Below are 24,857 nucleotides of genomic sequence, written 5' to 3' on the forward strand. Positions count from 1 at the left end.
CTCCCTCCTAATCCAGTGACATAATTTCATCTCGTGTACGATTAGAAATAATTACCCTAATCTTCTGAATACCTTTACCATGTTCTTTCACCGCCGTACTCCATGCTTCGCCTTCCGTTTCAACATCGAACCAGTCTATTTTTTGTCGCTTATCTTGGTCATAGAAGTGCACTTCATACGTTATGACGTTATGCTGTAAGAACTTTTCCGCTGTACTTGTTGCGGTATAATCAAAACTTCCTACTACATCCTCAAGTGTTAGTTGTTTCATGCCCCTAACCCCATCGGACGGGATTTAATTTTATTCTTATCCACCTGATCCATGATTAAGGCTGCAATTTCTAACTGATGTCTTCCCATCTCTACTGCAATTTCAATGAAGCTTTTATCTTCTTCCCACATTTCTTGGAATCGAATCACTTCACTCGCATCGAATAACAAGTCCAAATCTTCTAACGCTACATACATGTTACGACGCGAGTTCTTCATGTACTTCCTTTGTTGTGCTGCTATTGTGTAATTCTCCTTTTCCAAATCCGTTCCAAGTCTTGGCATCCCATTTCCCCTCCAGTTGTAATTGATGAATTACTCTTAGTCTCGCCATAACGGCATGACGTCTTCTATCCACTTCTTCAGGTGTTTGATTCCCCGCCGCACAAATACATGGTCCAAATTGATAACAGCCGTTCCCTTGGTCGTTTCTGATTACTCCCGTTCCGTTACATGCACACATTAATAAGCACCTCCGAATTTTTGTAGTCGTTGTTTAGCAATCTCTCTTCTATAACTTGTTGCTTTGTTTTCAACCGTTAAACTTGTTTCTACTATCCGATCATAGGAGCGTTTTCCGACTTGCTCTTGAAGTTCCTTCGGTTTCAAATTACCTGTATAAAGTGTCGGTAGTTCTTTTCTATATCGGCCATCTATAATATTGAAAATCTTTTCTTCTACCCATTCTGTTGCTTTCTCCGCTCCGATATCATCTAGAATAAGCAGGTCGCATTCCAGAAGCGCTCGCATGATTTGCGATTCATTTTCCTTGTTATCGTTATTAAACGTGCTACGAATACGTTGTAATAGCTCTGGTACACTTTGGAACACAGTGATAAATCCTTTGCTTGTTAACTCATTTGCAATAGCTGCCGCTAAGTGAGTCTTTCCATTACCAGGCTCTCCCCAAATCATTAGTGATTCGCCATTCCACTCTTCGAATGTTTTTACATAGTGAGTAGCAATCTTATGAGCCGTTTCCGATCCATTTCTTTCTAAAAATGATTCAAATGTACTCTTAGCAAAGCGATCACCTAAATTGTTAATGCTGAACAGCTTTTCAATTTCTCTTTTCTTAGCGAAGTTTTGATATTCTCGCACTTTCGTTTCTTCTCGCTCAACGACACATTCGCAAGTAGGAAGGACCTTATTTTTGATTCGTAACGTTGGTACCTCAACTACAATTGCTTTAATGAATGTATTGCAGTGTTTACATATATACCCTTCTGTTTCCTCATCACAAGCCGATGTATTCAAAATCTGAGTCATCACTCTTCCTACTGCTTCCATTTGGTCTCGCTCCTTTTTTAGAATTCATTTGGATTGTTAACTGATCGAACTTTTCACGTAGTTTTTTAGGAGATAAAATGTTTCCTTGCCAAAATGGATCTGCTTGGCACCAATCAATAACATCTTTAATCTCTTGTAATTCACGGTTATCCTTTTCACGCATTAATCTAAAGTCATTAGCCCAAGAATCAAAGTTAGGCTCTTTTTGTTTAGGATTATTACTCTTAATTTTTTCAAACAAATACTTAGCCCCATTGGTGTCGCAAGTTTCAAACTTGTGACGGGAAGGTTTTTCTTTCTTCTTTTTATCTTTTTCTTTATCTATATCTAATTCTTTATCTTCTTCTATATCTGTTGCGTCACGTGACGTCACGCAAGCGTCACTTTCTTCACCCTTATTTTCTAGTGCTAATTGCTGTTGTTTCTTGCGTTCGCGGTACTTTTTGTTTCGTTCTGCATTCAATTGTTTTACGCGTTCTAATCCATCAATGTTCTGATGCTTCTCCCAGTTCGAGATGCATATGTACTGATCATCTGTTACATCAATCATTCCGAACTGTTTAAATGTTTGTAATGCAAGTCTTACAGTTGCTATCGGTCTATTAAAAAGTGTAGAAAGCATTTCCTCTGTAAAAGGAATGTTTTCGCTCAAGAAAATGTAACCATTGGCATTCGTTCTACCTGCTTGAGACAACAATTTAATCCAAATAATTAGTAGTGTGTCTGCATCTGGTAAGCTTTCAATCAATCGAATCTTTTCATCTTCAAACATACTAGTAGAGAGTTTTATCCATTTAACATCTGCCATTTAGTGCACCTTCTTCATCCAACATTCGTAACTGACATGATCGTCCATGCCTGTAAACCTAATCTTGTCTTTCCCTTTGAATTTTCCATCGTTATAAAATGTTTTTTCTGCCCTGTACACTCTCTTAATAGGAGTTACATAGTCGTAACCTCGTTTTTCTAAATCACGAACCGCTCTTAACATTTCTTTCATTGATCCACGTCTTACTGGCACTTGAAACATCATGTTTCCTCCGGTTCACAGATAGCAAATCCGTTCGATACTTTCAGGACCCTATAACCTGGGTAGCGTTTCGGATTTATATATTTCAGTACATTTCGTTTTACTTCATCTGTTGATTTGGCCTCCTTCCAGCACCAAGCCGGAAGGAGTACCTTACTTTGTTTATCGATCATGCTATATCCATTTCCATGTTTTCAAAGTCGATTTCTTCTTGTTCTGGTTGTTCTTGTGCTTTCTCCTGCTCTTTCAGACGTTTCTTATGTTCTAAACCTAAGAACTTAACAAGGCCTGTAAGTTGTTGAAGGTTTAAATCTGCTGCTGGCACTTTGAAATGTTTAACTGCGATTTCTTGCAAATCATCAGTAGTCATGTTGTACTCGCTTAGTTTTTCCATTACTTCGCTTTGCTTTTTCTTTAACTCAGCTTCTTGATCTACCGTTTCACCTTCTTCAACTTGAATCTGATTTGATTTATTTGGTGTGATATCTACACGTTTTTCAGGTTCATAAGATTGAACACTATCTACTGGACTTGATGAAACTGCTTCATCTTCGTTAATTTCAATTCCATACTGTAATTTAGCCGCACGTTTCATTGCATGTTTTTTGAACATATCGTTGAACCAGTTATTCCACATGTGCTTGTTTGTGCCGTTCTTCATATGAATTACTTCGTCTGTTTCCATCATGACTACAACATCTTTGAAGCCTTCACGTTGAGCTACCGCATAGCAACCAATTACTTTTCCACGAGGGAATTTAACTTGGTGCTTTCTGATAATCCATTCACCTTCTTGAGAACGATCAGCTTCAAATTCGTCATTCTCATGAACCGTTTGAACATCAATTCCTTTATATCCGTTCTTTTGTCTTGCTAGGTGCAGCACGCCTTCTACTGATACTTGAATGCTCATTTTCCCACCGTATACAATGCAATAAATGTGATTTAAGAAAGGATTAAGTTCTGAATTAACGCAAGTTTGTACGAATAAAGCGAATTGTTCATTGCTTGTTCCTGTTGCGATGGTACTTTTGATTGTGTCTAACTCCATTTTTGTAAAGTTACCAATTACCTTTTCAGTGTTTGGTGTTGCTGCTACTTGATTGGCCATTGATTACTTCCTCCTTTTGGATTCCTTCTGATTTAATCGTGAACGCTGTATCGTGAACGCTGTATCTTCAACCTTCGCTATGATTAACTGTCCTGCTGGCTTAGTGAAATGTAGGATACTTTCAGCGTTATCTACGAAAGTCGGGACAATTAATTGAGATTGTTTGCTCAACACTTCAACAAGCTCTAGTCCTGCTTTAATCTTTTCAGCTGTAGAAAGTCTGCTGTATGGCTTGCTATCCATCAATATTTCAAATGTCGCTCTCTCTTCACCGTTTTTAAGAGTTTCGTAGAGCTGTACATCAATGCTTGTAAATAAGCTTTGAATCTTGCTTACCATCAATTCAGAACGCTTCGTGCGGCAGTCTTTAATAGCATCAATGATTGCTATTGATTCATTCTTTTCTTTGCGAATCTTCTCTTGTGTACTTGCTGCATCATCGATTTCTTTCTGTAATATCTCCAGTTGTTGTGATTGTCGAAGTAATCCGTTCAGCTCGTAAATCTTTTCATCGATTTCTCTTGTTTGATTAAGATCAAATTCTTCAACAGACATTTCTTTTATAGAAGCTTCTAGTTCTTTTAGCTTCTTGACCATTTTTGTACCAATCTGTTTAGCTTCTTCAAATCGGTTAATTTTGTTTTGTTTAACCTGTTCAACTGCTTCGTCTTGCAAGGCTTGTCCGCATGTATGGCAAGTGTCTTGTAATTCCTCGTCACGTATACCCAAAACCACTTCTTTTTGCTTTAAAACTTGTTGCTTCATGCCTTCAATTTGATATTGCGCTTGGTTGTATTGCTGTTGTTTTTTCTGTGAGTCCTTAATCGTTTTATCGATTTCTGAACGCTTCGCTTGTAATTCGATTAATTGCGTTTCGATTTCTTCTTTATTAACATCAGTACTTTCTGCTTTTTGCTTTTCGTACTGTTCTTTTAATGTGATAACTCGTTCACTTGCACGCTCATATGATTTTTCATGTGTTTTCTTACGCTCTATATGAACTTTCTGTAAGTCTTCGCTTGAAAATTTCTTTAAGTTTTCTTCTAATAACTCAACTTGTATTTTTGGTAACTCAGCAAATACTTCTTTCTTTAAAGGCTCACTAACATATGTAAGTAACTGTTCACGTTGTGTTTGCCAGTGTTGCGAGCTGAAGTAACCAGGATTGAATAGTGATAGGAAAGCTTGTTTATCGAACAACTCGTCTACAAATGATTCGAATTCCTTAGCTTTCTTTGGAACCTCATTAATGAAGTACTTTGCTGTTTTCTTCTGAGCTTTACCGATTAAAATATCCTTATCATCAACTTGGACAAGAAGTTCTATTTTTGTTTCTGCATCTTCATTACCAATTGGTTTAGGATCATTCTTAGTTCCGTATGGATCCGTTCCGTATAAAAGCCAAGTAATCGTTTCGCCTATTGATGATTTACCTGCACCATTCGGGCCACTAATAGTTGTTACTTCACCAAATGCCACATTAAGGCTGTCATGATTTTTAAAGTTAGTAATACGTAGTTCTTTAAAGTTGATTTTCATTATTTTCCCTCCTTGTTATGAGGAGAAACCATTTGATATAATATAGGTACGTTATGTTTTTTAGTTTCTCCAAACCGTCCTAGGGGTAGGGCGGTTTTTTATTTTTTTTTGATGCTTTCACGCATCGTAATATCCAGGAACCCATTTGCTAGGTGGGAAATACCTTTAGATTCCTGAATATTCCGACAAGAGAAGGCTTGTCCATTGTTCATAATTCCGTAACACATATACATGAGTTCCTGTGTTAGACTAAGGTCATTCGAAGAAGTCATTCGTTATTAATAGAATCAACAATTCTTAATACCCCATCCCCTGCCCTAGCTCCCCTGCTAGGGTTTTGTGTTTTCTCTCGACTCTTTTTGGATTTCTAAAAGCGCATGGAACGTATTTCTTTTAATCGTTTCTAACAATTGAAACGCCTCATAAGCTGTATAACCTTCTTCTTCAACTAATCTTGTAAGACCGGTGATTATTAGCTGTTGACCGAAACTATCTAGATTTAATTCGTCTTTACTCATTTTTCATTCCCCTTTGTTCATAATTTCGTAACATCTATATATAAAGTTTTCATAAATTACATGTTACACTTTGTACATTCCAATAAGTCCTTATGGAATCGACAACTCAATACCCTTAGTACTGCCCTGCATCCCCTGTAGGGTTTTTTCTTATTTAGCTAGAGTGATATACTTGTATGTTTCCTCAACCTTATCTGCGCTGTTATGTACCCCTCTAGCTCTTAAATCCTTTATGATCCACAAGATTTTCTTTCGTTCGTATTCATCATGCTGTTGTTTATCCATCACTTTTCATCCTTCATAATCCTTTTTTCTATGCGTTCCATCAGATAAATAAATCCTGCAAGTCCGATAACTACAACTAGCACCATGAAATGTGAGAATGTGCTTTCCTCTAACATTTAAACCGCCTCCTGTTCCTGTTCTTTCTTCAGTCGGTCTATGATGTAAGCTTGTCCTTTTGGTGTTACGTATGTTGTTGTCCATGTGAACGGCTCTCCACTTGGTTTCTGTTTAACACCTTGTGTGATTTCGAATAATCCTTTTTCAACTGCTGGCTGAGTTGGTTCAGTGGATCGTTTGAACATTAGGTTCCACTCTCTAAGTTTTGCGAATAGCTGACGTTGCCCGATTTTGATATTGTGTTTCGCTGCTAACTTAGCAACTTCACTCACTTTTAGTGATTTATCTGACTGCATACACGCTTCTGCGAATGTTACTAACAGTTGTTGCTGTACGATTTGCTGTTGTGCCGCTGCGAGCTTTTCTTTTTCTTCTTTTAATTTAGTGAGAAGACCAATTGCGAAATCTGGATTAGTTACCGCTTGTTCCAGGACTTGATCTGTCATGTATGCGCCGTGTTTTCTAATAGAAGGAAGTACTTCACTTGTTACCCATTTTTTGAATACTTTTGCTTGTGGTTTACGACTTGTTAATATTAGTGAGTAAAGACCACTTTCGTTGATGATTGTCATTTCTTGCTTTCCACCATGGGTAGTCATAGTATGACGCCCCTTTTCATCTTCATCTAATCTTGCGATTGATCGGTGTGGCTGTGAAAGTTCTAAAATCTCACATACATCTTTTGATACAAACCAAACTGCTTCACCTTGTACCACCGTTCGAACCTGGCCGAACTCTTTATTATTGAAAACTTGTAATTGATTCATTTTGTGTTCCTCCTTTAAGTTCACAAAAAGTGAACATTAGGTTAAAAATAATAGTTAACTTTTCGTTAACCTTCTACTAACTCATTAACCGTTAACCCATATAATTTAGACAGCAAACCTAACCTATATAAACTCGGTTGTCTTTTTCCTGACTCAAGTTGTGAATAAGAAGATTTTGTTGAGTATCCAAGAAATTTTCCCACATAGACCTGACTATAACCGCGTTTCTTACGTAACGCCTTGGCTTTTTCTATATTTAGTTTCATGTTTATCACCTTTGTTCGTTTCGTTAATTTGATTATAACAATAAGTTCACTTTTTGTGAACCTTTAAATTAATTTTTTCAGGAAACATTTAATAGGTTGTCTTTGAGTGAACTTTTCTGTTACATTTTAATTAGATGTTGACTAAAAAATAAATTCTTGGTATATCCTGATCGTTACAAAAAGGGGAGAATACAAATGAACCATCAATTAATTAGCAAAAGAGTTAAAGAAATTAGGACGGAAATACTCAAAATGAGTCAAACCGAATTCATTAACGCACTTGGACTAAAAAGTAAATCGGCAGTTTCTATGTGGGAAAATGAAGAAATGGAAAAATGCCCCTCCAGAAAAACATCTTTAGATATAGCTAAACTTGCAAATGTATCTGTATCTTATGTATTAGGTGAATCTGATCAAAAAGATCCAGAGATAGCCGCGAAAGATGAATTAGAAGTTCTTATGTCACAAATAAGAACAAAAAATCCAGAAAAACAAAAAGAACTTTTAGAAATAATCCGAAACCTCGTTAAAATATCAGGCGATTGATAGTTTTAAATGTTACCAATCGCTTCTTTTATTTTTAGTAACATTTCATATGATATTGAGTCCCCAGTGTTCGCTGCACGCACAATACCACTTAACTCTGTTTTAATTTCTGTCTCTATGCATTCAACTTGTACTTTTTCCATCCCCAACATCCTCCGATATCTCCATAGTATTTTCTGGATATTTCACAATATATCAATTTTTACTTAAATTAAGAAAAAAACGAACGAGAATTCTTTTTTATGTCCATATTATACCACGAAAAACGAACGTATGTTCCTGTCATATATGTTGTATTATTTAAATATTTTTCTAATAACATATCCTTTTAAATTGATAGTGCTAGAACTTAAGCCAATGTGTTAAGTAACAATTAAGTTGTTTAATTTACAATGAAATTCTTTGAAAAATAATAAAGTTGTTTTATTATAATTAGACTAACTGGGATGATGCTTGAAGAAGACAAAAGAAATTTGAGTACAAAAAGAGAATAGATTTCAGATAATTTTTTTGGGGGAGAAGATGTTTATGTAATAAAAGAATTTTCTTTTGGAGTTAAAGTTCCTACAAAAAATATTAAATTATCTAAAGAACACTTCAATTATAAGATGTGGTGAATCTTTACACCCTTATTATAGTAAGCACTTATACATATATAATAATAATGCATTTTAATATGAAATATTGCATATTTATACATTTAGACCTCTATTAGTCATCTCTTAATGGTATCATAGCGAGGTGAGAGTCTTCAAGGGTTCTCCTTAATAGGAGGAAACGATATATGGAAAGAGTGCAAGCGATTGACAGTAATCTGAAACTCAAGAGCTGGGGTAAACAGGTACTAGCTGTAGGTGGAATGTTAGGGTTCTGCTACTTGGTGTTATATGTTTTCAGTTTCTTAGTTGTTATATAAATACTATACAACTACACTAGTGGAGTCTTGCCTACAGAGGTAAGGCTCTTTTGTTGTACCTGAGGTAAACATACTATACACAATACCTCTCAAGATTTTCGGATTACCCTGTATGGTGCCTTGTTCCTCAGATGGTACAAATATAGGTTGATGGGCATGGGGGACCGCCACATCACCATCAAGTTAAGAAATTCATTGTACCCCAAAACGAAAAAAGATGAAAAGATAATAAAAAGCTTATCATTAAGTGCGAAAAGATAAGCTTCTTTGTCTATACTTATTAAATTTTATTGGATTTCTTCCATGCTAATACTGTAATAAGATATTGAACACCAAATAGGAAAGCGAAAAGTATAATGAATCTTGCTATTACTGATAACCATCCAACGAAATCTTCAGGTAAGTTATATTTGTATGTGGTAGCACCTATTGCGACAAAACAAAAAATAAAGGTATTACTCATTTTTTCTTTTAATTTTTCATTTAATTGTTCTTTATTATTAATATCTGTTTCATAAACACCAGTCAGAATAGATTTAATAAAAAAGAATATCATATAAAAAATTATAATGGCTAATGAAGCAGCCCATTCTAGAAATGGACGGTGTAGATATGCTCCTCTTATTATAAAATCAGCAAAAGCTATAAGTAAGACAACAATTCCAGATTGAGCCCAAATTCTCATTTCGATTTGTTGAATTCTTTCATCTGAATGTGTACTGAGTGAAAACCATTTTTTTAGTTTTTCCAATTTAAAGTTCCTCCCAAAATAATTTATCTAAGCTTTTATCTAATGTTTTAGCTATATGAATGCAAAGTTTTAAAGAAGGGTTATATTTGTTACTTTCAATAAGACTAATGGTTTGTCGTGTAACATTTACAATATCGGCTAACTCTTGTTGGGTCAGGCCTTTTTCTACTCTTGCAATTTTTATTTTACTTACAGACATTAAATACACCTCATGGGTAAAAATAAACCTTATAACATAAATCTTATATTCTATATATTATGTTATTTCTAAATTAAATGCAACATATATTTTACATTAAGACATATATAGATTACTAATATCTTTTTTCATTTCTGTTATTTTTTGCATCTAAAACCATCCTACAAATATGAAAATACGATATCCTGTCTGTAGAATCATAGGAAAGAATATCGTATTTTTTCATTTAATGATTAACAAATAACATTAAAATTATTAATTCACTAGATTATTAAAAAAACTGGTTATCTATATAATGTTTTGGTAAAATACAGATATAATTTAAGAAGGTAAAGTTAATATAGATCAACTAAATAACGCAAAGAAAATGTTTTATTGCATAAAAAAAAGCTCCATTGCTGGAGCGTTCAAAAATAAAATAAGTAAATGAATTAAAACAAATAACAGACAATTTAATTATATAGATTAAACATAAATAAATCTATATATATGTAATATTACATATAAAAACTCTATTTATTGATGCTATAATAAGCTTACTCGATGATTGTTATATATTTTTATGTTTTTTAGGCAATACAATACCTTCTTAACACCAAGTGTACAAGTAAAAGAAGACATCTTAATCGATGTCTTCTTTTCTTATATAATAATAACACAATAAAATTAAGAAGCGGCAAGTCGGAGGAAGGCACCTTAGGGTGTCTTTTTTGTCTTTATGGATTTTTTTAGAAAATATTTGAAATATAATACAATCAATTACATTATTATGTGTGTATGACTTCTGATTTTGAATAATTCCGAAAATTAATAGATAGAAGAAACTTATTCAAAGTGGAAGAGTGGAGAAATAACTGCTGTTATGTTTATGGAAATGTTAGAACTAAAGAAAAACACGTTTTATAAAATAATGAAGGAATATGAAGAAAGAAAATAGCATCGCTCCTATAATAAATGCTACTTTCCCCCTAGTTGTAAGAACGCTGGTACTACTCCATCAAAATAAAAGGTCAATGGATGTACTTGTATCGTGCTGTTGATTCGAAAGGAAGCACAATCGATTTTTTCCTAAGCAAAACAAGAAATCAGAAGGCTGCAAAGCGCTTTTTCAAGAAAGCTTTGCGTTCTTTTCATATTTCAAAGCCTGGTGTTATAACGGTCGGCAAGAATCCAGCTTATCCTATAGCAATTGAACAGTTAAAAAAAGAAAAAAGCATACCTAACGGTATGCAACTTAGATAACAAAAGTACTTGAATAACATAGTAGAACAAGATCATCGCTTTATAAAGAAACAAATCCGTTCTATGCTAGGGTTCAAATGCTTTGACACAGCTACATCTATTCTTTCGGGAGTAGAGGCTATGCATTTGATAAAAAAGAACAGATTGATTTACGGGACCAGTCTGTCCAAAACCAGAAAGAATTCATCCATCAATTGCTTGAATTTGTAGCATAAAATACAATTTTGTTAGGAATATATGCGTTTTACTGGTTTCCATTTTATCTTTGCACTAGAACCCTAATAGTTACTCCATTTCTCCTTTTAGACTAATTAGAAATAAAATCTAACTTACGTAAAATAAATTTCCAAATGGATTCTTCACCCGTCACGACAGAAACTCTGCCTACCATTCCCATATGTAATTCATCAAATTCATTTGTATCAATTGAAGCTTCCATTTCATACATATATGTTTTGGAATCTTTATCAAAAATAGGATGGGCAGATATATAAGTTACAGTCCCAACTTGCTTATCGGTCTTTTTTAATTTAAAGGAATACTGTGCTTTGTCTCCTTTTTTTATCCCTTTTACTTCTTGAGCAGGCATTAATATCTTTATCTTTTTGATATTTTCCTTTGGAATAATCGATATTAACTCTTGACCTGGGTCGACTAAATCACCTGTTTGTAAAATAGAGGGAAATTGTATAATACCATCCTTTTGTGCCTTTATAACAGTCGTTTCACCTTGATGATGTAAGCTATCCATTTCTTGTTTTTTTACAAATAGTTCTTGCTCTACTGACTGAATACGCTGATTAATTGAAACAATAGCATCCTCTTTATATTTTCGTAAAGTAAATTTCTTTTGCTCTTGTTTTCCTTCCTTAACTGATTCAATTTTACTTCTTTCATTTTCTAATGTTACTTTTCTTTGTTCTACTCTTTTTTCTACATTAGTTTGTTGCGCCTCTAATGATTGAATACTTTCATTAATTGAATCCATTTGTTCTGATGTCGTCTTTTCTTTCTGTTTTTGAGTAAATTTCAGCTCTCTTTGTATGTTTTCCTTTTCCGCAAGTAACCCTTGTAAAACCTCATCTTGTTCGTTAGGTAACTTATTATTCATGAGGGATTTAATCTCATTATCCTGTTCTTTTTCTAAAGCTTGATACCCTTGCTCATATGCCTTGTATTCATCACGTATTTTTTGATCTAGATCCTTAGAAAAAATTGCTTTTTCAGATTTAATACTTTGTTTTAGCTGTTCTAACATTGCTTTTTGTTCTTCTACATGTTTTATAATGTTATTTAGTTGATTCTGTTTACCTGTTAACTCCTGGTTCTTCAATTGGAGTAAGGTCTCTCCTTTTTTTACTTCATCACCAGATTGCACAGAAATTGTGTCTACAATACCTACAATTTGCGTACGAATTGTACTGATATTTGATTTTCTTTCAACTATCGCAGTACCTTTACTGACAATATCTACTTTTCCAACATATGCCCAAATAGAAAAAACTAATAGACACAAAAAAAGAGAACTCAACAATATAGCTATAAAACGAGGCGGTTTTCTTTCTAATAACTCAACACTATCAGTTAATTCATCAAAAGAGTATATTTTAACCATATTGTCCACCTCGCATTGTATCGAATTCAGTCTTCAGATATTCCGCATGAACGGTTTGATTTTTCCATAGACGATAGTACTCTCCTTTTTGAAGTAATAATTCCTCATGAGACCCTTCTTCTAGGATATTTCCTTTTCCCATTACAAAAATTCTGTTGGCATGTTGAATGGTGCTAAGTCGATGAGCAATCATGATAACCGTTATGCCTTTGGATCCTAAGTCTTTTAACATATCTGTAATATGCTTTTCTGTTGTTGAATCTAAGTTACTAGTTGCTTCGTCTAAAATAATAATATCTGGTTTTTTTAACAGTGCCCTTGCAATAGCTAATCTCTGCCTTTGACCGCCAGATAGATTTGAAGCATTTTCCTCTAAAGGAGTTTCATAGCGTAAAGGTAAATCACAAATAAATTCATGCGCACATGCACTCTTACAAGATTGAATAATTTCTTCTAACGACAGCATTCGTTCTAGTCCAAATCGCAAATTATCATAAATAGATCCACTAAAGAAGAAGGAATCTTGTGATACATAAGCAATTCGATCTCTTAGTGCCGTACGATTAACCTCTTTTATATGAAATTCATCATAATATATGTCACCTTTTTGTGGTTCATAATAATTCATTAATAACTTAGCAATAGTCGTTTTACCTGAACCACTTTCTCCTACAAATGCGACTTGGTGACCTGATTGAATCGAAAAGTTGATATTCTCCAACACGTTTTTACGTGTTCCATATCGGAATGTAACATCTAAGCACTCTATCTTCCCAGATAATGCTTTAGGAGAAACTTTACGATGTTCTGTTTCATCTTTTTCTCCATCCAAATCTAAAATTTCATTTAATCGTTCGCCAGCGACTAATGCAGATTGCATAGTAGGTTGAATACCGATTAAATTTTCAATTGGATTTAAGAAATATCCTAAAAGTGCATTATATGTAATTAATTCGCCAATTGTCATATTTCCTTTTAGGACTTGTATTGCTCCCACCCAAAGAATAATAGTACCTCCAATAAGTGCCAGAACCATTCTAATAGAACCTTGTAAATTTGATAACATTCCTCTTTTAAATATATGTTTTAATAAGTTTACAAAGCGATTTTCTGTTTGAAAAAACACTTCTTGTTCCGCATTATAGGACTTTATTGTCGCAATTCCATTTAATGATTCCACTAAATACGATGTTAATTTAGCGCTGCTTTCCATTTCATTACGATTTATGGTCTGATAGGGCTTATGAAATAAAAAAATAACCCCTATATAAAATGGGATGAGAAGTAATGTAACCACAAATAAAGTGGAGCTTTGCACATATAATAAAATACCACCCAACAAAACCATAACTGTATCAATCATTAATGTAATAGTAATTGTCGATAAAGCTTCACGTATTTTACTTGCATCCATAAAGCGGGAAATAATTTCACCGACTTTTCGGGTTTCAAAAAAATTCATGGGTAAGCCTACAACATGATGATAATATCCAAGCATTAATTGAATATCCATCCGTCTACTTAAATATAGAATGAGGTGCGTCCGAAAATAGGAGAGTAATACTTTAAAAATGTATAAAATCACAATTCCTATAGATACTATATGCAGTGTTTGTAACAATTGTTTCGTCACAATATCATCAATTAAGAACTTAAAATAAAATGCGCCAGCAAAACCAAATATATTAAAAAAAATAGAAGCTACAAATAGTGGAAGTAGCAAGCTCATTTGAGGTCTTAATAGTGAAAAAAATCGAGATAATGTTCCTTGAGATTGCTTCCCTTTTTGGAAATTCTGACGAGGAGCCAGTAGTATCAATATTCCTTGCCAAATCTGACCGAAATCAACCGATGTATATGTAACAAGCCCTTGTGCTGGATCTGCTACATAAATTTTACCGTTCTTTACTTTGTGTATGACTACATAATGAAGTAGTCCACCGTCCATAACTACATGAGCAATAGCTGGCAAAGGTATTTCTGACAATGCATCTATGCTCTCTGCTTGTACACCCTTCGTATCAAAATCCAATCTATTAGCCGCTGTTAGTAAACCCTTAATGTTTGTGCCATGTAGGTCCGTTCCAGCAATTTCTCGAATTTTTGATATGGATATTGTAAGGCCGTATTGGCGTGAGATCATAGCTAAACAAGCTGGACCGCAGTCTTTTAAATCGTGTTGTTTGATACAACGAAACTTCTTTCGAACCAATATACTACCTTCTCTCTCAGTGATAAAACTGCTAAGTTACAAAACATTTTATTATCAATGTGGCAGATACGAAATTTGCTATTACTTTTTACGTAGGGTATTTACTGTTTCTACAAATGTAGTAGCATCTCCATTAGTAATTTTATTAAATTTCAAAAATTCATCATTGTACTGCATTCGGATTCGTATTCCGAAAATATTTTTTTTCAATGTCAATGAAAAGATCCCTTCATAAAGGAATTCTTCAACTATTTCGTTTTTAAAATTCATAAGGGGTGTTCCGTAAAAAATCATTCTTCGCTCAGTGGCAACCAATATGCCGGGACGAGCACAATTTCGGTTGACATATTGGTCAAATGAACATTGTAATGTACACAATATGTTTTCAGTAGAATCCAATTGTTCCTTTATTTTTCCTAATGACTTTTGCATTCCAAAAACTCCTTACAATTTTATTTTGAGTTAGGATCTATCTCTCTTAGCCATAAATCCTAACTCAAAATAAAAGTATTTACAGTAGTTAGGATATACTATTCATTTCCTTAAAAAATTTTCAATATTATCTTTTAAAGCATTTAAGTTTGATTTGATTTCATCTAGCATAATATCATCCTTTATTATAGAAAACATTTGAAAAGCCTTTGCATAATTCCCCAGATTAAAATACTGCCTGCCTAATAGATAAAAGATATGATACCCATTAGAATTTATTATGGAATAAGGAGATTCGACCTTTCTCATATGTTGAAAACTTTTCTCGGTAAGATGTGAAATTTGAGATGACTGGTATGCCCAACTACTGATTAAATTATAGTATAATCCATCAATACAATATGGGAATCCATTAGATAATTCATTAGCAATTCCATGTAGCGCTTCAAAATTATGATTATTATGATATATATCTGCTAACATTAAAAGAGATAATAAATAAAAATGATTATTTTCTTGCTCATTTTTACTGTTCTTTATTCCTTGTACGAGTGTATGAATTACTGCTTCATCAGAGTAACCAGCTAGTTTTCTTTCTCTGGCTAAGAAATAAAACCATCTGATATTGTCTGGTTCAATGCGTACCATTTCATTTTCTAAATCTAGATTTCTTTTATATTTGTTTTTTAATTCAATTATTTCTGGCTTGTACCCATCATGGTTAAGTACAAAATCAGTAGTAAAATAGATTAAGTCGTCCCCTTTTTTCTGGATATTATAACGTAAATCTTCATGGATCATTCCAAAGTATCTGAGATTATCATTCTTTTTAAAAATCCTTTTATTAAAATCCAACTCTTGATTATCATGATTTTTAATTTTCGGACAGATAACCAGTGGAGATTTAGGAAATTCATAAAATAATTCTAAGAAATCCCTTAAATTCTCTTGGTTGATTTCTAAATCCTCATCCGCATCAATCTGAAATATCCAATCGCCCGTCGAATAATCTATTAACTGATTTCTACATTCCGAAAAATCATCTTTCCACTCTGCGCAATATAATTTTACATCCGGGAATTCTTTTTGTATGATTTCTAGTGTTTTATCAGTAGAACCAGTGTCTAAAACAATAATTTCATCCGCAAAATTTTTAATACTTCTAATACATCTCTCAATACATCTTTCTTCATTTAAAGTCATGATATTCACAGAAATCTTAATTCTTTTAGTGACTAGACAGCTTCTTAACATTTCCACAAATTGTATATCACTTAAATGATTTATCTCATCAACTGTGCCTGAATGTAATTCAGAAAGTAATTCGTTAACTTCTTCTGAATATTTATGAATGTGTTTTAACAATGCTAATCGTTTCTTTACCTTTTTTAATAAGCTATTATCATCAATATTCATTGTTAATAATTTATTACATGCTATTTCAAAAAAAATTATATTATATCTTAATTCTTTTGAAACATAATTAAAGTTTGTCATATATCATCCCTGCTTTAATGTAATAGCTACAGGGTTAGTTTTGTAAACTAACCCTGTAGCTATTACCTATTAATAAAAGTTATTAACGGCTACCATATGATCCTTTTAAGTAACCACCGCCACTAGAAGTGTATGTGCTACCTTTAGTATATGCGTCGCCCATACCGCAACCATAATTGAAGGATACAAGCCCTCTACCGAAATCTGCTCCCCATCTTACGTGGTCTCTCCAGCCTCCACCATTAATTTCTTCTAGTTCGATTTCTTCTAGATTTTTTAATAAACTATTTTCTTTGTTTAAAGTTTTCATACATAACATCCTCCATTTTTTAAAATCTCTATATAACAATATTGTAAGCTTACGATATTGATTATACACCCATCAGAAAACGTTTTCAATAGTATTTTTTCAAAATATTAATCTTAGATTATATTTGCAGGATAATATATTTAGTATACATTTTCCAAGTTTGCCCACCATTATAATTAATAGTATAGTAAAATACATAGTTCCTAACCAGGATGTATAATTTTACAACATGCCAAAGGAGTATATCATGCAGAAACGTTTACATCATTTTATTTATAACTTAAGATTCCCCTATTTCATCATACTTATGACTATAGCTACATTTGTACTACCATTGGTATCCATTCTTATACCGATAGAAGAAGCAGAACGAAATCCGATTGAGGATATCTCTCTTATTCGGCAAGTTATATCTGGTTGTATCGTAGCTCCGCTAATAGAAACAGCCCTTTATCAAATGTTTTTGTTTTGGATTTTAAAAGATATTCCATTTGTGCGTAAATACGATAATATCCCAACGATTTTTCTTTCAGCCATTATTTTTGGAACTATTCACTCATATGGGCTTTCCTATATAGTTTATAGCGCCCTAATGGGTGTCATTCTAGGATACTCATATTGGATTTATCAAAAAAAGAAAGAAAAAACATCCAAAGCCTCCTCCGCCTATTGGGTTGTTTTTTTAATCCATGCATTACATAATTTATTTACCTTTCTATTAAAAAATTTCTTTTAATAGGGTCCCTTCACATTGCTATCAAGCTAAGATTTTAAAGTACCCCCTAAAATAAAAAAATACGCTATTCTTTCTGTAGAATCATAGGAAAGGATGGCGTTTTTGTATGTCTATTTCTGTATCTAATGAATTACAATTATTTGCTCAAGAAATTCAAAGAGTCTTATCCCAAAATATCTTAAAATATCTTAAAATATCTTGCTAGAGATGTTGGCTTTGTACAACGAACCAGTAAGTATCAAGCAAAATATTTAGTCGCTTTATGTGTATGAATGAACGAAAATGTCGCTACGACGTCTTTAACTCATTTATCTAGCTGTTTAGAAGCATCAACAGCAGTACTCATCAGTCCTGAAAGACTGAATCAACGATTTAATCAAGCAGCCGTCCAATTTTTACAACACATACTAGCTGAACTACTAAACAAAAAAATGGCCTCATCCATGCCGATTTCTTCTCCAGATACTTCTGTTTTCAAGCATATCCATATTTTAACTCCCGGATGTATTTTCATCGGTTTATCCAAGTGCAGGAAGATGCAGCCATACAGCTGGGTTAAAAATTCAACTTGAGTATGATTTGTTAAGTGGACAGTTCCTACATATTCATACAGGTACACAACATGATCGCACTTACGGATCTCTGTGTGCCCCAACTATGACAGTGAATGATTTGTGTATCCAAGATTTAGGTTATTTTCATTTAAAAGACCTTCGATATATACAAGATAAAGAGGCCTACTATATCTCTCGTATCAAGTCGAATACACGTATTTACCAAAAAAATTCCAATCCTGATTATTTCCAAGACGGAAAAATTAAGAAAGGTACAGAGTATATACAGATAGATATGGAGACGGTAATGAACTCCCTTCAACTAGGACAAACATGTGAAATAGCTGATGCTTATGTAGGAATGATTGATAAAATGCCCGCTCGTGTAATTGTTCATCGATTAACAAAACAACAACAAAAACGATTACAAGATCAAGCTGTAAGAAAAAAAAGAAAGGAATGAAATATTCTTCTCGTAGTAAACGACTCAGTGGTATCAATGTATATATGACAAACACCCCCTACAGATATTGTCCCGATGGGACAGGTACATGACTGGTATTCTTTGCGTTGGCAAATTGGCGTGTCCAGATAAGGGCATATTATCTAGTTGGTGAAAGTCTAATCGGGAGAATAGACTCCACTCCCGTAGCCTGAGAGGCGCCATGAAGTGAAAGCGACATGGCGAAGCCCTCCGACATCACGTGCAAAAGGCAGTGGATAAATCTCCAGGTTGTAACGTACAGTGAACGTAGACGTAGCCTCGTTATACGCAATTCCGGTGGCTGAGATAGTCGATAACGTGCGAAAGCAGCAAGAACTGACCGAAACGAGTCTAGAACAGAAGTTCTCACCGGCGACATGGAGAAAAAGATAATGTGGAAACTGGAGAAGCCCTCGACATCCGATGAAAAAACTAATTCAATATGAAAGAATACGAAATGAAACTAACCTTTAAAAAATAAAAACCGATTCCTTAACGTACAGGGAATCGGTTAATCTGTGTCTAAAATATGTCTAAACGTACAATTTTCTTTTTTTGATATGGTGACCCCTTTTAGTAAAATCGTAGAAGAACATAATTATTTCTGGGAACTTCAAGACGGCAAGATAGGTGAAGCTGCAGAAATGGATCCAATAGAAGAGCAAACATTCTCTTTAAATAATTTCGGTGATGAAGTAACAGCCGCATTACATAAATCAGGAGATCTTTAATAAAAATCTATAAATTATAGTTAGAAGCACCCCCTTTTGTATTTATCTTTTCTAAATTTCTTCAATACATAGATGTGATTCTCAAGTCGGAGGAAGACACCTTAGGGTATCTTTTTTTTATTTTCATTCGACAAAATATGACAAACTAGTTGTAACTGGATTTGTTATGCTTGGTTGAGAAATCTTACATTTTTAAAGGGGATATAATATGGCTAATCCAAAATACACTAAAATTGATGAGCGATTTGGCATCATTGAATACCCAGTTACACTTACGGAAATGGTTGAAATATCAAAAGAACTGCCGAAAACGGAACGTAAATACTATCAATATGCTTTCGATGCTCTAAAAAAGGTTATGAAAGCAAAAGAAGCTATCCATTACTTTGAAGTTGCTGATCCTAAACTGACGAAAACAGGATTCATTGTTGTTGGGGAACATAATCTATACCTGGTAATGATGAAAGGTGGATTATTTGGTGGCTCTGAAGCTGAAGTGGTGAAATACAAGGATATTAAAGAGGTTGATTTCGATATTATTCAAGGACCATTCGGAATTTCTCTTATGAATACAGGGATTATTTATCTTGAAATGAAGAAAATGTTTGGAACAAAGAAACGTACCATCCGCAATATTCCTGATTACAATGTCGATGGGGTATTAAAGGCTATTCGAAATAAATTGAAATAAGTAATACATACTGGAGGAACGAAACATGAAAAGAAAATTACTTACAGCATTAACGTGTAGCACATTACTTATGGGATTGGCTGCATGTGGTTCAAATGATAAAGCAAGTAATTCAAACGATTCTAAGTCTAAACAAGAAGCGAAAAAGCCAGTACCGGTTACTACAACTTCACTTATAAGTGAGTTCAAGAAATCTGGGTTAGAAGCTGAGAACGCTACGGATTTAGAGCAAAAAGAGTTTGGGAACATGCGTAAAGATGGAAAACGAATCCTTACACCGAAATTAGGTGAGGATAAAGGCGGCCGTGTATTTGAGTTTAGTAAGAAAGAAGATTTAGAGAAAGCTAAGAAGTATTATGATGAATTAAGTAACTCAGCTCCAATGCTTTTCTCGCATACATACGCTAAGGGGAATTTCCTTTTACAGATGAATGGCGATATGAAAGATGATGAGTTTAATAAGTATAAAGAGGTTATGGATAAAGTAGTCAAATAAATATTGTAAAGTGGTTCAAGTCAGAGAAAGGCACCTTAAGGTGTCTTTTTTTATTTCATTTCGACAAAATACGACAATATTGTTGTAACCGTTTCTGTTATGATAGTTTCGGAAATCTTACATTCTACATAACTGGAGGAAACATAATGTATAAAAAAATGGGTACAATCGCTTTAACTGGAGCGCTTGCTTTTAGTTTAGCAGCATGCGGATCTAATGAAAAAGCAAGTAATGACGTACAAACGAAAGAAAAAGAACAACCAAAACAAGAAGTAAAAAAAGAAACTACAAAAGAGGAAAATAAAGAATCTGCAAAGGGGAATCGTTCAAACCCTGTAGCTTTTAATGAATCTGCAACTATAAATGATGTAATTTTAAATAGTGATGGTGGAGAATTTAAGAAGTTTAAAGCTAAAGTTGAATTCTCTGTCCTTGAAGTAATTCGTGGAGAACAAGCTCAACAGATCCTACAGCAAGAAAATCAATTCAACAAGCCAGCTCCTGAAGGCCAAGAATGGGCATTAGTGAAAGTTAAAGGGAAAGTTATTGACGCTGAAACAGAAGATTACCCTTACCCACTATATTCATCTAATATTTCTTTAGTTTCAAATGAAGGTCAAGTGTACCAACATGAGCTTTCAGCTGTAGTTCCAAATGAATTACACCAAGAGTTATTTAAAGGCGCTGAAGGTGAAGGTTACATTTATCAAGATATAAAAATAGGCGACGACTTTAAGATTCAATTTGAAACTCATGAAGGAAAAAAAGTATTCTTTAAATCTAAATAATTATATAGGGAGATTAAAATGAAAAGAACAGCTGAATTTGTATTAGGACTTATTGGTGGTATTTTCGGTATTATTTGTGCATTTATCGCTTTACTGATTGGCGGTATGGGAGCTGCATTCGAAGCAGAAGGCGCAAATACGATTATCGGATTAGGTTGGGGTGCTGTAGGCCTATCAATCTTAGGAATTGTTGGCTCTGTTATGGTAAGAGGTAAAGCGAAAGTTGGCGGTATCATGATGACAGTCGCTGCTATTGGTGGGTTCATCTGTATCTCTATCGTTTACTTATTACCAGGAGTATTATTATTGATTGGTGGATTAATGGGCATCTTACGTAAAGGAAAAGCTTCTGTATCTGCTTAAAAGTGAGCACTCGAAAGAGTGCTTTTATTTTGTAGATTGCATCCAGGAAAAACAACAAGAATTGAGGACAACTATGAAAAGAATCATTTTAACTATTATCACGGCAATGTTAGTTTTATCAGGTTGTGGTGGACCAGAGTATACCACTGAGAATTTAGATGGTATTGTCTCCGGAATATCAAAGGATAAAGAGATTAAAAAACATCTAAAATCCGTAACATACAAAGAAACAGAAAAATCAGATCAAAATGCTAAAAATCCATATTATTATTATGATATCGTAGTTTACCTTAACGATTCATTTGATAACTTACAACCTAAAGAACAATATGAATACTTGGTATCTATAGGTAAAATCATCAAGAAGCAAAGCGGAACGCCGCAAGGTAAAGATGGTGAGGGAGAGTTATACTGTGGAAAAGACATTAAATGTGAATTGTTAAATGTTGTATTAAAAACAGGTAAGCACGAATACTACGCAAATTATAACCTACCTTACTTAATTGGAGATTGGCTTCACTTAGATGATAAAGGTAAAAGTGTTGCTGAAAATAATATAATTTACGATGCAAGTGCTAAAGATGGAAAATATATCAAACCTGAAACCAGTACTACACCACCTTCAACTGGCACTTCCTCATCAGCTAATGAAGAAGTAGAAAAGATTAAGAATGCCACTGGTAGAGATTGGGTTGAATTATCATTTGATGATAAATTTATATATGTCCAAACAGTTATTGAATCAATGAAATCTGCAGGTGGATCGGTAACGGCCGACGCATATTGGTTTATTGATGCATTAAACGCTTACTATGGTGGTGGAAAAGAAGCTAATGTATCAGATAAAATCATTGATATTATGGCGATGTCCGGAGTTGCTGGTGATGTAATCAAGTAAATTATAAATATAGAATACTTTTATACAAAATATAGATTTTAAGAACATTTTTCAATGTGTAAAACAACTTAACATGGTAAAATAATATTCGGATGGGAGTCCAATACATATTATTAAAATTAAAGTGGTTCAAGTCGGAGGAAGGCACCTTAGGGTGTCTTTTTTAGGGCAAGGAATAAATTTTACCAGGATATATATGAAAATAAATCATCTGATTAAAAAATAAAAAAAACGCTCATTTGAGCGTTTCATCTATATACCTAATAATTACTTTTTCTTCACTTATAACTCTTCTTCAGTAATAATCCCTCGATCCAATAAATCTTTATATTTCAATATCCCATCATCCCCACGGCTCTCCATGCGTATATTATATAACGCTTGTTGTATTAACCTTTGATTGGTCCGTTGAAACATTTACTCCATTAGTAGTAGCTATTTAAATTTGGTAGATTCTTTTCTTTTGTGTAATTTCTCCAATAATACATACATAATTCATATAGTTCATTTTCAATAAAAGCGCATAGAGTAATTACAAATGATGAATAAAATAACTGTGGTAATCTCTCCATATCCATATCCCTATACATAATTCATTGATATTTTATATCAATGTTTATAGGTTCTAAAGTACCTAATGATCGTTCAACCATTTCATTTAAAGAACTTGCATAAATGGATAATATCGGAAAAAGCGAATACTCAATGAATTATATATGAGTTATAATGATAGATATAAAATAAGCACTCTAAGCTTGTTAGCTAACCAATAACAAATATCCAGGGAGGGTAAAAGGTGATTTGTTTATTTAGATTTGAATTAAAAAATAATAAAATAGATTTTATTTTAAATAACAAAATAGAGGAAGTTATAACTCCTTATCACAATGAATTGTTGCAACCTTTAATTAGTTCTCTGAGCCAGACTTTATATTTATATCATCAATTTAGTAAACATTCTACTATTTTATCTTGTCAAGTCTCAGGTAATAAGCAATTAGAAATAATACTAAGTAAGGGATTAGGACAATATATAAACGTTAATACAAGGGAGGAGATTTTTTTGGGAAGTGGTAAAAGTATAGCGGATATTTTGATGCAGTTTATAGATTTTCCTATGACAATGCCACCTAAATGATGATTTTTTATATATGTAAAAGTACTTTTTGTATATTGTTATATGAAATTTCATTTCTTTTTATTATTTAAGTATAAAATAATTTTTATGTAACAACCCACGTAGCGATTATTCCTTATTCATCTTTACATACTATTTTCAGCTTTACTAATACTTAAACCTATAAAAAATACAAAAGAGATCTTTTATCAAGACTTCTTTTGTGAGTTATGGAAATGCTAAGAATAAAGATAATTTAATATTTATTTGTACTTTTTTACCTTTCCTTCATAATAACATACAATCGAAAACGAAGAACGTTCTTGAGAAACGAGCTGAAGAGTTCCTTGGAAAATATTATCATCATATGTAAAAGTATTAGGAATTCTTACTATTGGACCAAGAAGAGGATTCGGAAATATTTTAATACAGCCTTTCACATATTCGTTCGCTTCTACATTTTGCGTAATGGTTTCACATGTCCCGTTATTTTTAGGGATATTCAATTCATCCGCTTTTGTAGAACTTCCTCCTGTAACAAAAAATCCTAATGTTAATACACTTGCAACAATTTTTTTGTACATATAATCATCCTTTACTAATATTTTTTACGCAGGAGAACTAATAGCTTTAAAATACAACTACGCATTAAATTCTAATGGGGCGTCTGTAATACTAATCCAAGTTGGGTACTAGTAGTGTACTTTTAGAATGAACTTCCACTAAAATATCTAAAAATCTTCCTTTTTTAGATAAATATATTGTTGAACCGGCGAGATGTGAGGATTTAATGATGCATATTCTGAGATTTAAGTTTAGAAATATGAAAAGGCCGCAAAGTTTTCTTGAAGAGGCGCTTTGCAGCCTTTGTGTCTCTTGTTTTACTGAAATAAAAATCAATTGTGTTTCCTTTTGAATCCATTGCACGATACAGATGTATCCATTGACCTTTTACTTTAATATACGTTTCATCGACTCTCCACGAGTATCACCAGCGAATCAGAAAAACTACATTAATTTGTATAAAGAATAATAGATCTCATAGAATGTAATAAATGACTTATTAAGATGTGATGTAATCCTAAT

At 33.4% G+C, this 24,857-nt stretch carries 31 protein-coding genes and 6 pseudogenes; 14 read left to right on the forward strand and 23 right to left on the reverse strand.

Translation table 11 applies throughout. From position 1 onward, the window contains the following. Positions 1-7: 7 nt before the first annotated feature. The 12 genes from MKX37_RS27140 to MKX37_RS27195 form a co-directional block, all read right to left on the reverse strand. Positions 8-271 carry a hypothetical protein gene (locus MKX37_RS27140; protein ID WP_078206782.1) on the reverse strand — a complete coding sequence of 88 codons (264 nt, stop codon included), beginning with the start codon at positions 269-271 and terminating at the stop codon, positions 8-10. Beyond that, the gene (locus MKX37_RS27145; protein WP_088045506.1) at positions 268-555 is read right to left on the reverse strand and encodes a helix-turn-helix domain containing protein; all 288 of its coding nucleotides are present in this window, start codon (positions 553-555) and stop codon (positions 268-270) included. The genes MKX37_RS27140 and MKX37_RS27145 overlap by 4 nt, the downstream gene beginning before the upstream one ends. After that, the gene (locus tag MKX37_RS27150; protein ID WP_078206780.1) at positions 470-733 is read right to left on the reverse strand and encodes a hypothetical protein; all 264 of its coding nucleotides are present in this window, start codon (positions 731-733) and stop codon (positions 470-472) included. The genes MKX37_RS27145 and MKX37_RS27150 overlap by 86 nt, the downstream gene beginning before the upstream one ends. After that, a complete protein-coding gene (locus tag MKX37_RS27155) occupies positions 733-1,560 on the reverse strand; it encodes an ATP-binding protein (protein ID WP_078206779.1) in 828 nt (275 codons plus the stop codon). Before MKX37_RS27155 ends, MKX37_RS27150 begins: the two co-directional genes overlap by 1 nt. Beyond that, positions 1,508-2,368 (reverse strand): phage replisome organizer N-terminal domain-containing protein, encoded by an 861-nt coding sequence (locus tag MKX37_RS27160; RefSeq protein WP_078206778.1) that lies wholly within the window; start codon positions 2,366-2,368, stop codon positions 1,508-1,510. Before MKX37_RS27160 ends, MKX37_RS27155 begins: the two co-directional genes overlap by 53 nt. Then, entirely contained in the window at positions 2,369-2,590 is a 222-nt protein-coding gene (locus tag MKX37_RS27165) for a hypothetical protein (protein WP_078206777.1), read from the reverse strand. A gap of 169 nt (positions 2,591-2,759) precedes the next feature. Then, positions 2,760-3,701: a RecT family recombinase gene (locus MKX37_RS27170; protein WP_078206776.1), complete on the reverse strand. Its 942-nt coding sequence runs from the start codon at positions 3,699-3,701 to the stop codon at positions 2,760-2,762. A 3-nt stretch (positions 3,702-3,704) separates the two neighbouring features. Beyond that, positions 3,705-5,240, reverse strand: coding sequence for an AAA family ATPase (locus tag MKX37_RS27175; RefSeq protein ID WP_341089589.1), 1,536 nt, complete (start codon positions 5,238-5,240; stop codon positions 3,705-3,707). A gap of 329 nt (positions 5,241-5,569) precedes the next feature. Further along, positions 5,570-5,758: a hypothetical protein gene (locus MKX37_RS27180; RefSeq protein ID WP_341089592.1), complete on the reverse strand. Its 189-nt coding sequence runs from the start codon at positions 5,756-5,758 to the stop codon at positions 5,570-5,572. Between the two features lie 150 nt (positions 5,759-5,908). Continuing rightward, positions 5,909-6,043 (reverse strand): hypothetical protein, encoded by a 135-nt coding sequence (locus MKX37_RS27185; protein WP_265177112.1) that lies wholly within the window; start codon positions 6,041-6,043, stop codon positions 5,909-5,911. A gap of 116 nt (positions 6,044-6,159) precedes the next feature. Beyond that, complete coding sequence (locus MKX37_RS27190) at positions 6,160-6,927, reverse strand: phage antirepressor (RefSeq protein ID WP_078206774.1); 768 nt, start codon at positions 6,925-6,927, stop codon at positions 6,160-6,162. Positions 6,928-6,992: 65 nt separating this feature from the next. Further along, the gene (locus MKX37_RS27195) at positions 6,993-7,193 is read right to left on the reverse strand and encodes a helix-turn-helix domain-containing protein (RefSeq protein WP_078206773.1); all 201 of its coding nucleotides are present in this window, start codon (positions 7,191-7,193) and stop codon (positions 6,993-6,995) included. 195 nt (positions 7,194-7,388) lie between these two features. Between MKX37_RS27195 and MKX37_RS27200 the strand changes: the two genes are divergently transcribed. After that, positions 7,389-7,739, forward strand: coding sequence for a helix-turn-helix domain-containing protein (locus MKX37_RS27200; RefSeq protein ID WP_078206772.1), 351 nt, complete (start codon positions 7,389-7,391; stop codon positions 7,737-7,739). 5 nt (positions 7,740-7,744) lie between these two features. On the opposite strand, the gene MKX37_RS27205 is transcribed toward MKX37_RS27200, so the two are convergent. Next, a complete protein-coding gene (locus MKX37_RS27205; RefSeq protein WP_165758162.1) occupies positions 7,745-7,882 on the reverse strand; it encodes a hypothetical protein in 138 nt (45 codons plus the stop codon). A gap of 363 nt (positions 7,883-8,245) precedes the next feature. Between MKX37_RS27205 and MKX37_RS27210 the strand changes: the two are divergent. Next, positions 8,246-8,347: pseudogene (locus tag MKX37_RS27210) on the forward strand (NUDIX pyrophosphatase); the annotation flags it as partial. A 176-nt stretch (positions 8,348-8,523) separates the two neighbouring features. Beyond that, complete coding sequence (locus tag MKX37_RS27215; RefSeq protein WP_000442756.1) at positions 8,524-8,655, forward strand: hypothetical protein; 132 nt, start codon at positions 8,524-8,526, stop codon at positions 8,653-8,655. 280 nt (positions 8,656-8,935) lie between these two features. On the opposite strand, the gene MKX37_RS27220 is transcribed toward MKX37_RS27215, so the two are convergent. After that, complete coding sequence (locus MKX37_RS27220; protein WP_254841674.1) at positions 8,936-9,406, reverse strand: DUF6773 family protein; 471 nt, start codon at positions 9,404-9,406, stop codon at positions 8,936-8,938. Position 9,407: 1 nt separating this feature from the next. After that, complete coding sequence (locus MKX37_RS27225) at positions 9,408-9,605, reverse strand: helix-turn-helix transcriptional regulator (protein ID WP_002016851.1); 198 nt, start codon at positions 9,603-9,605, stop codon at positions 9,408-9,410. A gap of 814 nt (positions 9,606-10,419) precedes the next feature. On the opposite strand from MKX37_RS27225, the pseudogene MKX37_RS27230 reads away from it, so the two are divergent. Together MKX37_RS27230 and MKX37_RS27235 are read left to right on the forward strand one after the other, a co-directional pair. Beyond that, a pseudogene (locus MKX37_RS27230) lies at positions 10,420-10,542 on the forward strand (recombinase family protein); the annotation flags it as partial. 59 nt (positions 10,543-10,601) lie between these two features. Continuing rightward, positions 10,602-11,062 (forward strand): annotated as a pseudogene (locus MKX37_RS27235) (IS6 family transposase); the annotation flags it as partial. Between the two features lie 92 nt (positions 11,063-11,154). Here the strand turns inward: MKX37_RS27235 and MKX37_RS27240 are convergent. The 5 genes from MKX37_RS27240 to MKX37_RS27260 all read right to left on the reverse strand — a co-directional run bounded on the left by MKX37_RS27240 (position 11,155) and on the right by MKX37_RS27260 (position 16,913). Next, positions 11,155-12,462, reverse strand: coding sequence for an HlyD family efflux transporter periplasmic adaptor subunit (locus tag MKX37_RS27240; RefSeq protein ID WP_078206828.1), 1,308 nt, complete (start codon positions 12,460-12,462; stop codon positions 11,155-11,157). Continuing rightward, positions 12,455-14,674, reverse strand: coding sequence for a peptidase domain-containing ABC transporter (locus tag MKX37_RS27245; RefSeq protein ID WP_078206827.1), 2,220 nt, complete (start codon positions 14,672-14,674; stop codon positions 12,455-12,457). The genes MKX37_RS27240 and MKX37_RS27245 overlap by 8 nt, the downstream gene beginning before the upstream one ends. A gap of 81 nt (positions 14,675-14,755) precedes the next feature. Further along, positions 14,756-15,106: a PH domain-containing protein gene (locus MKX37_RS27250; protein WP_078206826.1), complete on the reverse strand. Its 351-nt coding sequence runs from the start codon at positions 15,104-15,106 to the stop codon at positions 14,756-14,758. Positions 15,107-15,208: 102 nt separating this feature from the next. Next, positions 15,209-16,603: a glycosyltransferase family 2 protein gene (locus tag MKX37_RS27255; protein WP_078206825.1), complete on the reverse strand. Its 1,395-nt coding sequence runs from the start codon at positions 16,601-16,603 to the stop codon at positions 15,209-15,211. A gap of 82 nt (positions 16,604-16,685) precedes the next feature. Beyond that, positions 16,686-16,913: a hypothetical protein gene (locus MKX37_RS27260; protein WP_078206824.1), complete on the reverse strand. Its 228-nt coding sequence runs from the start codon at positions 16,911-16,913 to the stop codon at positions 16,686-16,688. A 247-nt stretch (positions 16,914-17,160) separates the two neighbouring features. Between MKX37_RS27260 and MKX37_RS27265 the strand changes: the two genes are divergently transcribed. The 8 genes and pseudogenes from MKX37_RS27265 to MKX37_RS27300 all read left to right on the forward strand — a co-directional run bounded on the left by MKX37_RS27265 (position 17,161) and on the right by MKX37_RS27300 (position 22,654). Beyond that, entirely contained in the window at positions 17,161-17,649 is a 489-nt protein-coding gene (locus MKX37_RS27265) for a CPBP family intramembrane glutamic endopeptidase (protein WP_078206823.1), read from the forward strand. Between the two features lie 106 nt (positions 17,650-17,755). Further along, a pseudogene (locus MKX37_RS27270) lies at positions 17,756-18,789 on the forward strand (IS4 family transposase); the annotation flags it as partial. A 470-nt stretch (positions 18,790-19,259) separates the two neighbouring features. Beyond that, positions 19,260-19,418: pseudogene (locus tag MKX37_RS27275) on the forward strand (DUF6241 domain-containing protein); the annotation flags it as partial. Between the two features lie 208 nt (positions 19,419-19,626). Continuing rightward, positions 19,627-20,109 carry a PH domain-containing protein gene (locus MKX37_RS27280; protein ID WP_078206822.1) on the forward strand — a complete coding sequence of 161 codons (483 nt, stop codon included), beginning with the start codon at positions 19,627-19,629 and terminating at the stop codon, positions 20,107-20,109. A gap of 25 nt (positions 20,110-20,134) precedes the next feature. After that, positions 20,135-20,605 carry a stress protein gene (locus tag MKX37_RS27285; RefSeq protein WP_078206821.1) on the forward strand — a complete coding sequence of 157 codons (471 nt, stop codon included), beginning with the start codon at positions 20,135-20,137 and terminating at the stop codon, positions 20,603-20,605. Positions 20,606-20,751: 146 nt separating this feature from the next. Then, positions 20,752-21,393 carry a hypothetical protein gene (locus tag MKX37_RS27290; RefSeq protein WP_078206820.1) on the forward strand — a complete coding sequence of 214 codons (642 nt, stop codon included), beginning with the start codon at positions 20,752-20,754 and terminating at the stop codon, positions 21,391-21,393. An 18-nt stretch (positions 21,394-21,411) separates the two neighbouring features. Next, entirely contained in the window at positions 21,412-21,756 is a 345-nt protein-coding gene (locus tag MKX37_RS27295) for a DUF4064 domain-containing protein (protein ID WP_078206819.1), read from the forward strand. 73 nt (positions 21,757-21,829) lie between these two features. Further along, a complete protein-coding gene (locus MKX37_RS27300; RefSeq protein WP_078206818.1) occupies positions 21,830-22,654 on the forward strand; it encodes an NADH dehydrogenase in 825 nt (274 codons plus the stop codon). A 282-nt stretch (positions 22,655-22,936) separates the two neighbouring features. On the opposite strand, the gene MKX37_RS27305 is transcribed toward MKX37_RS27300, so the two are convergent. After that, positions 22,937-23,071 (reverse strand): hypothetical protein, encoded by a 135-nt coding sequence (locus MKX37_RS27305; protein ID WP_265177113.1) that lies wholly within the window; start codon positions 23,069-23,071, stop codon positions 22,937-22,939. Between the two features lie 379 nt (positions 23,072-23,450). On the opposite strand from MKX37_RS27305, the gene MKX37_RS27310 reads away from it, so the two are divergent. Further along, positions 23,451-23,792 carry a hypothetical protein gene (locus tag MKX37_RS27310; protein ID WP_078206817.1) on the forward strand — a complete coding sequence of 114 codons (342 nt, stop codon included), beginning with the start codon at positions 23,451-23,453 and terminating at the stop codon, positions 23,790-23,792. A gap of 242 nt (positions 23,793-24,034) precedes the next feature. On the opposite strand, the gene MKX37_RS27315 is transcribed toward MKX37_RS27310, so the two are convergent. Both MKX37_RS27315 and MKX37_RS27320 read right to left on the reverse strand, forming a co-directional pair. Beyond that, a complete protein-coding gene (locus MKX37_RS27315; protein WP_078206816.1) occupies positions 24,035-24,355 on the reverse strand; it encodes a hypothetical protein in 321 nt (106 codons plus the stop codon). Positions 24,356-24,585: 230 nt separating this feature from the next. Continuing rightward, positions 24,586-24,756 (reverse strand): annotated as a pseudogene (locus MKX37_RS27320) (DDE-type integrase/transposase/recombinase); the annotation flags it as partial. Between the last annotated feature and the right edge of the window lie 101 nt (positions 24,757-24,857).

The sequence above is a fragment of the Bacillus sp. FSL R5-0709 genome, from assembly GCF_038004785.1.
In the GTDB taxonomy this organism is placed as follows: domain Bacteria; phylum Bacillota; class Bacilli; order Bacillales; family Bacillaceae_G; genus Bacillus_A; species Bacillus_A mycoides.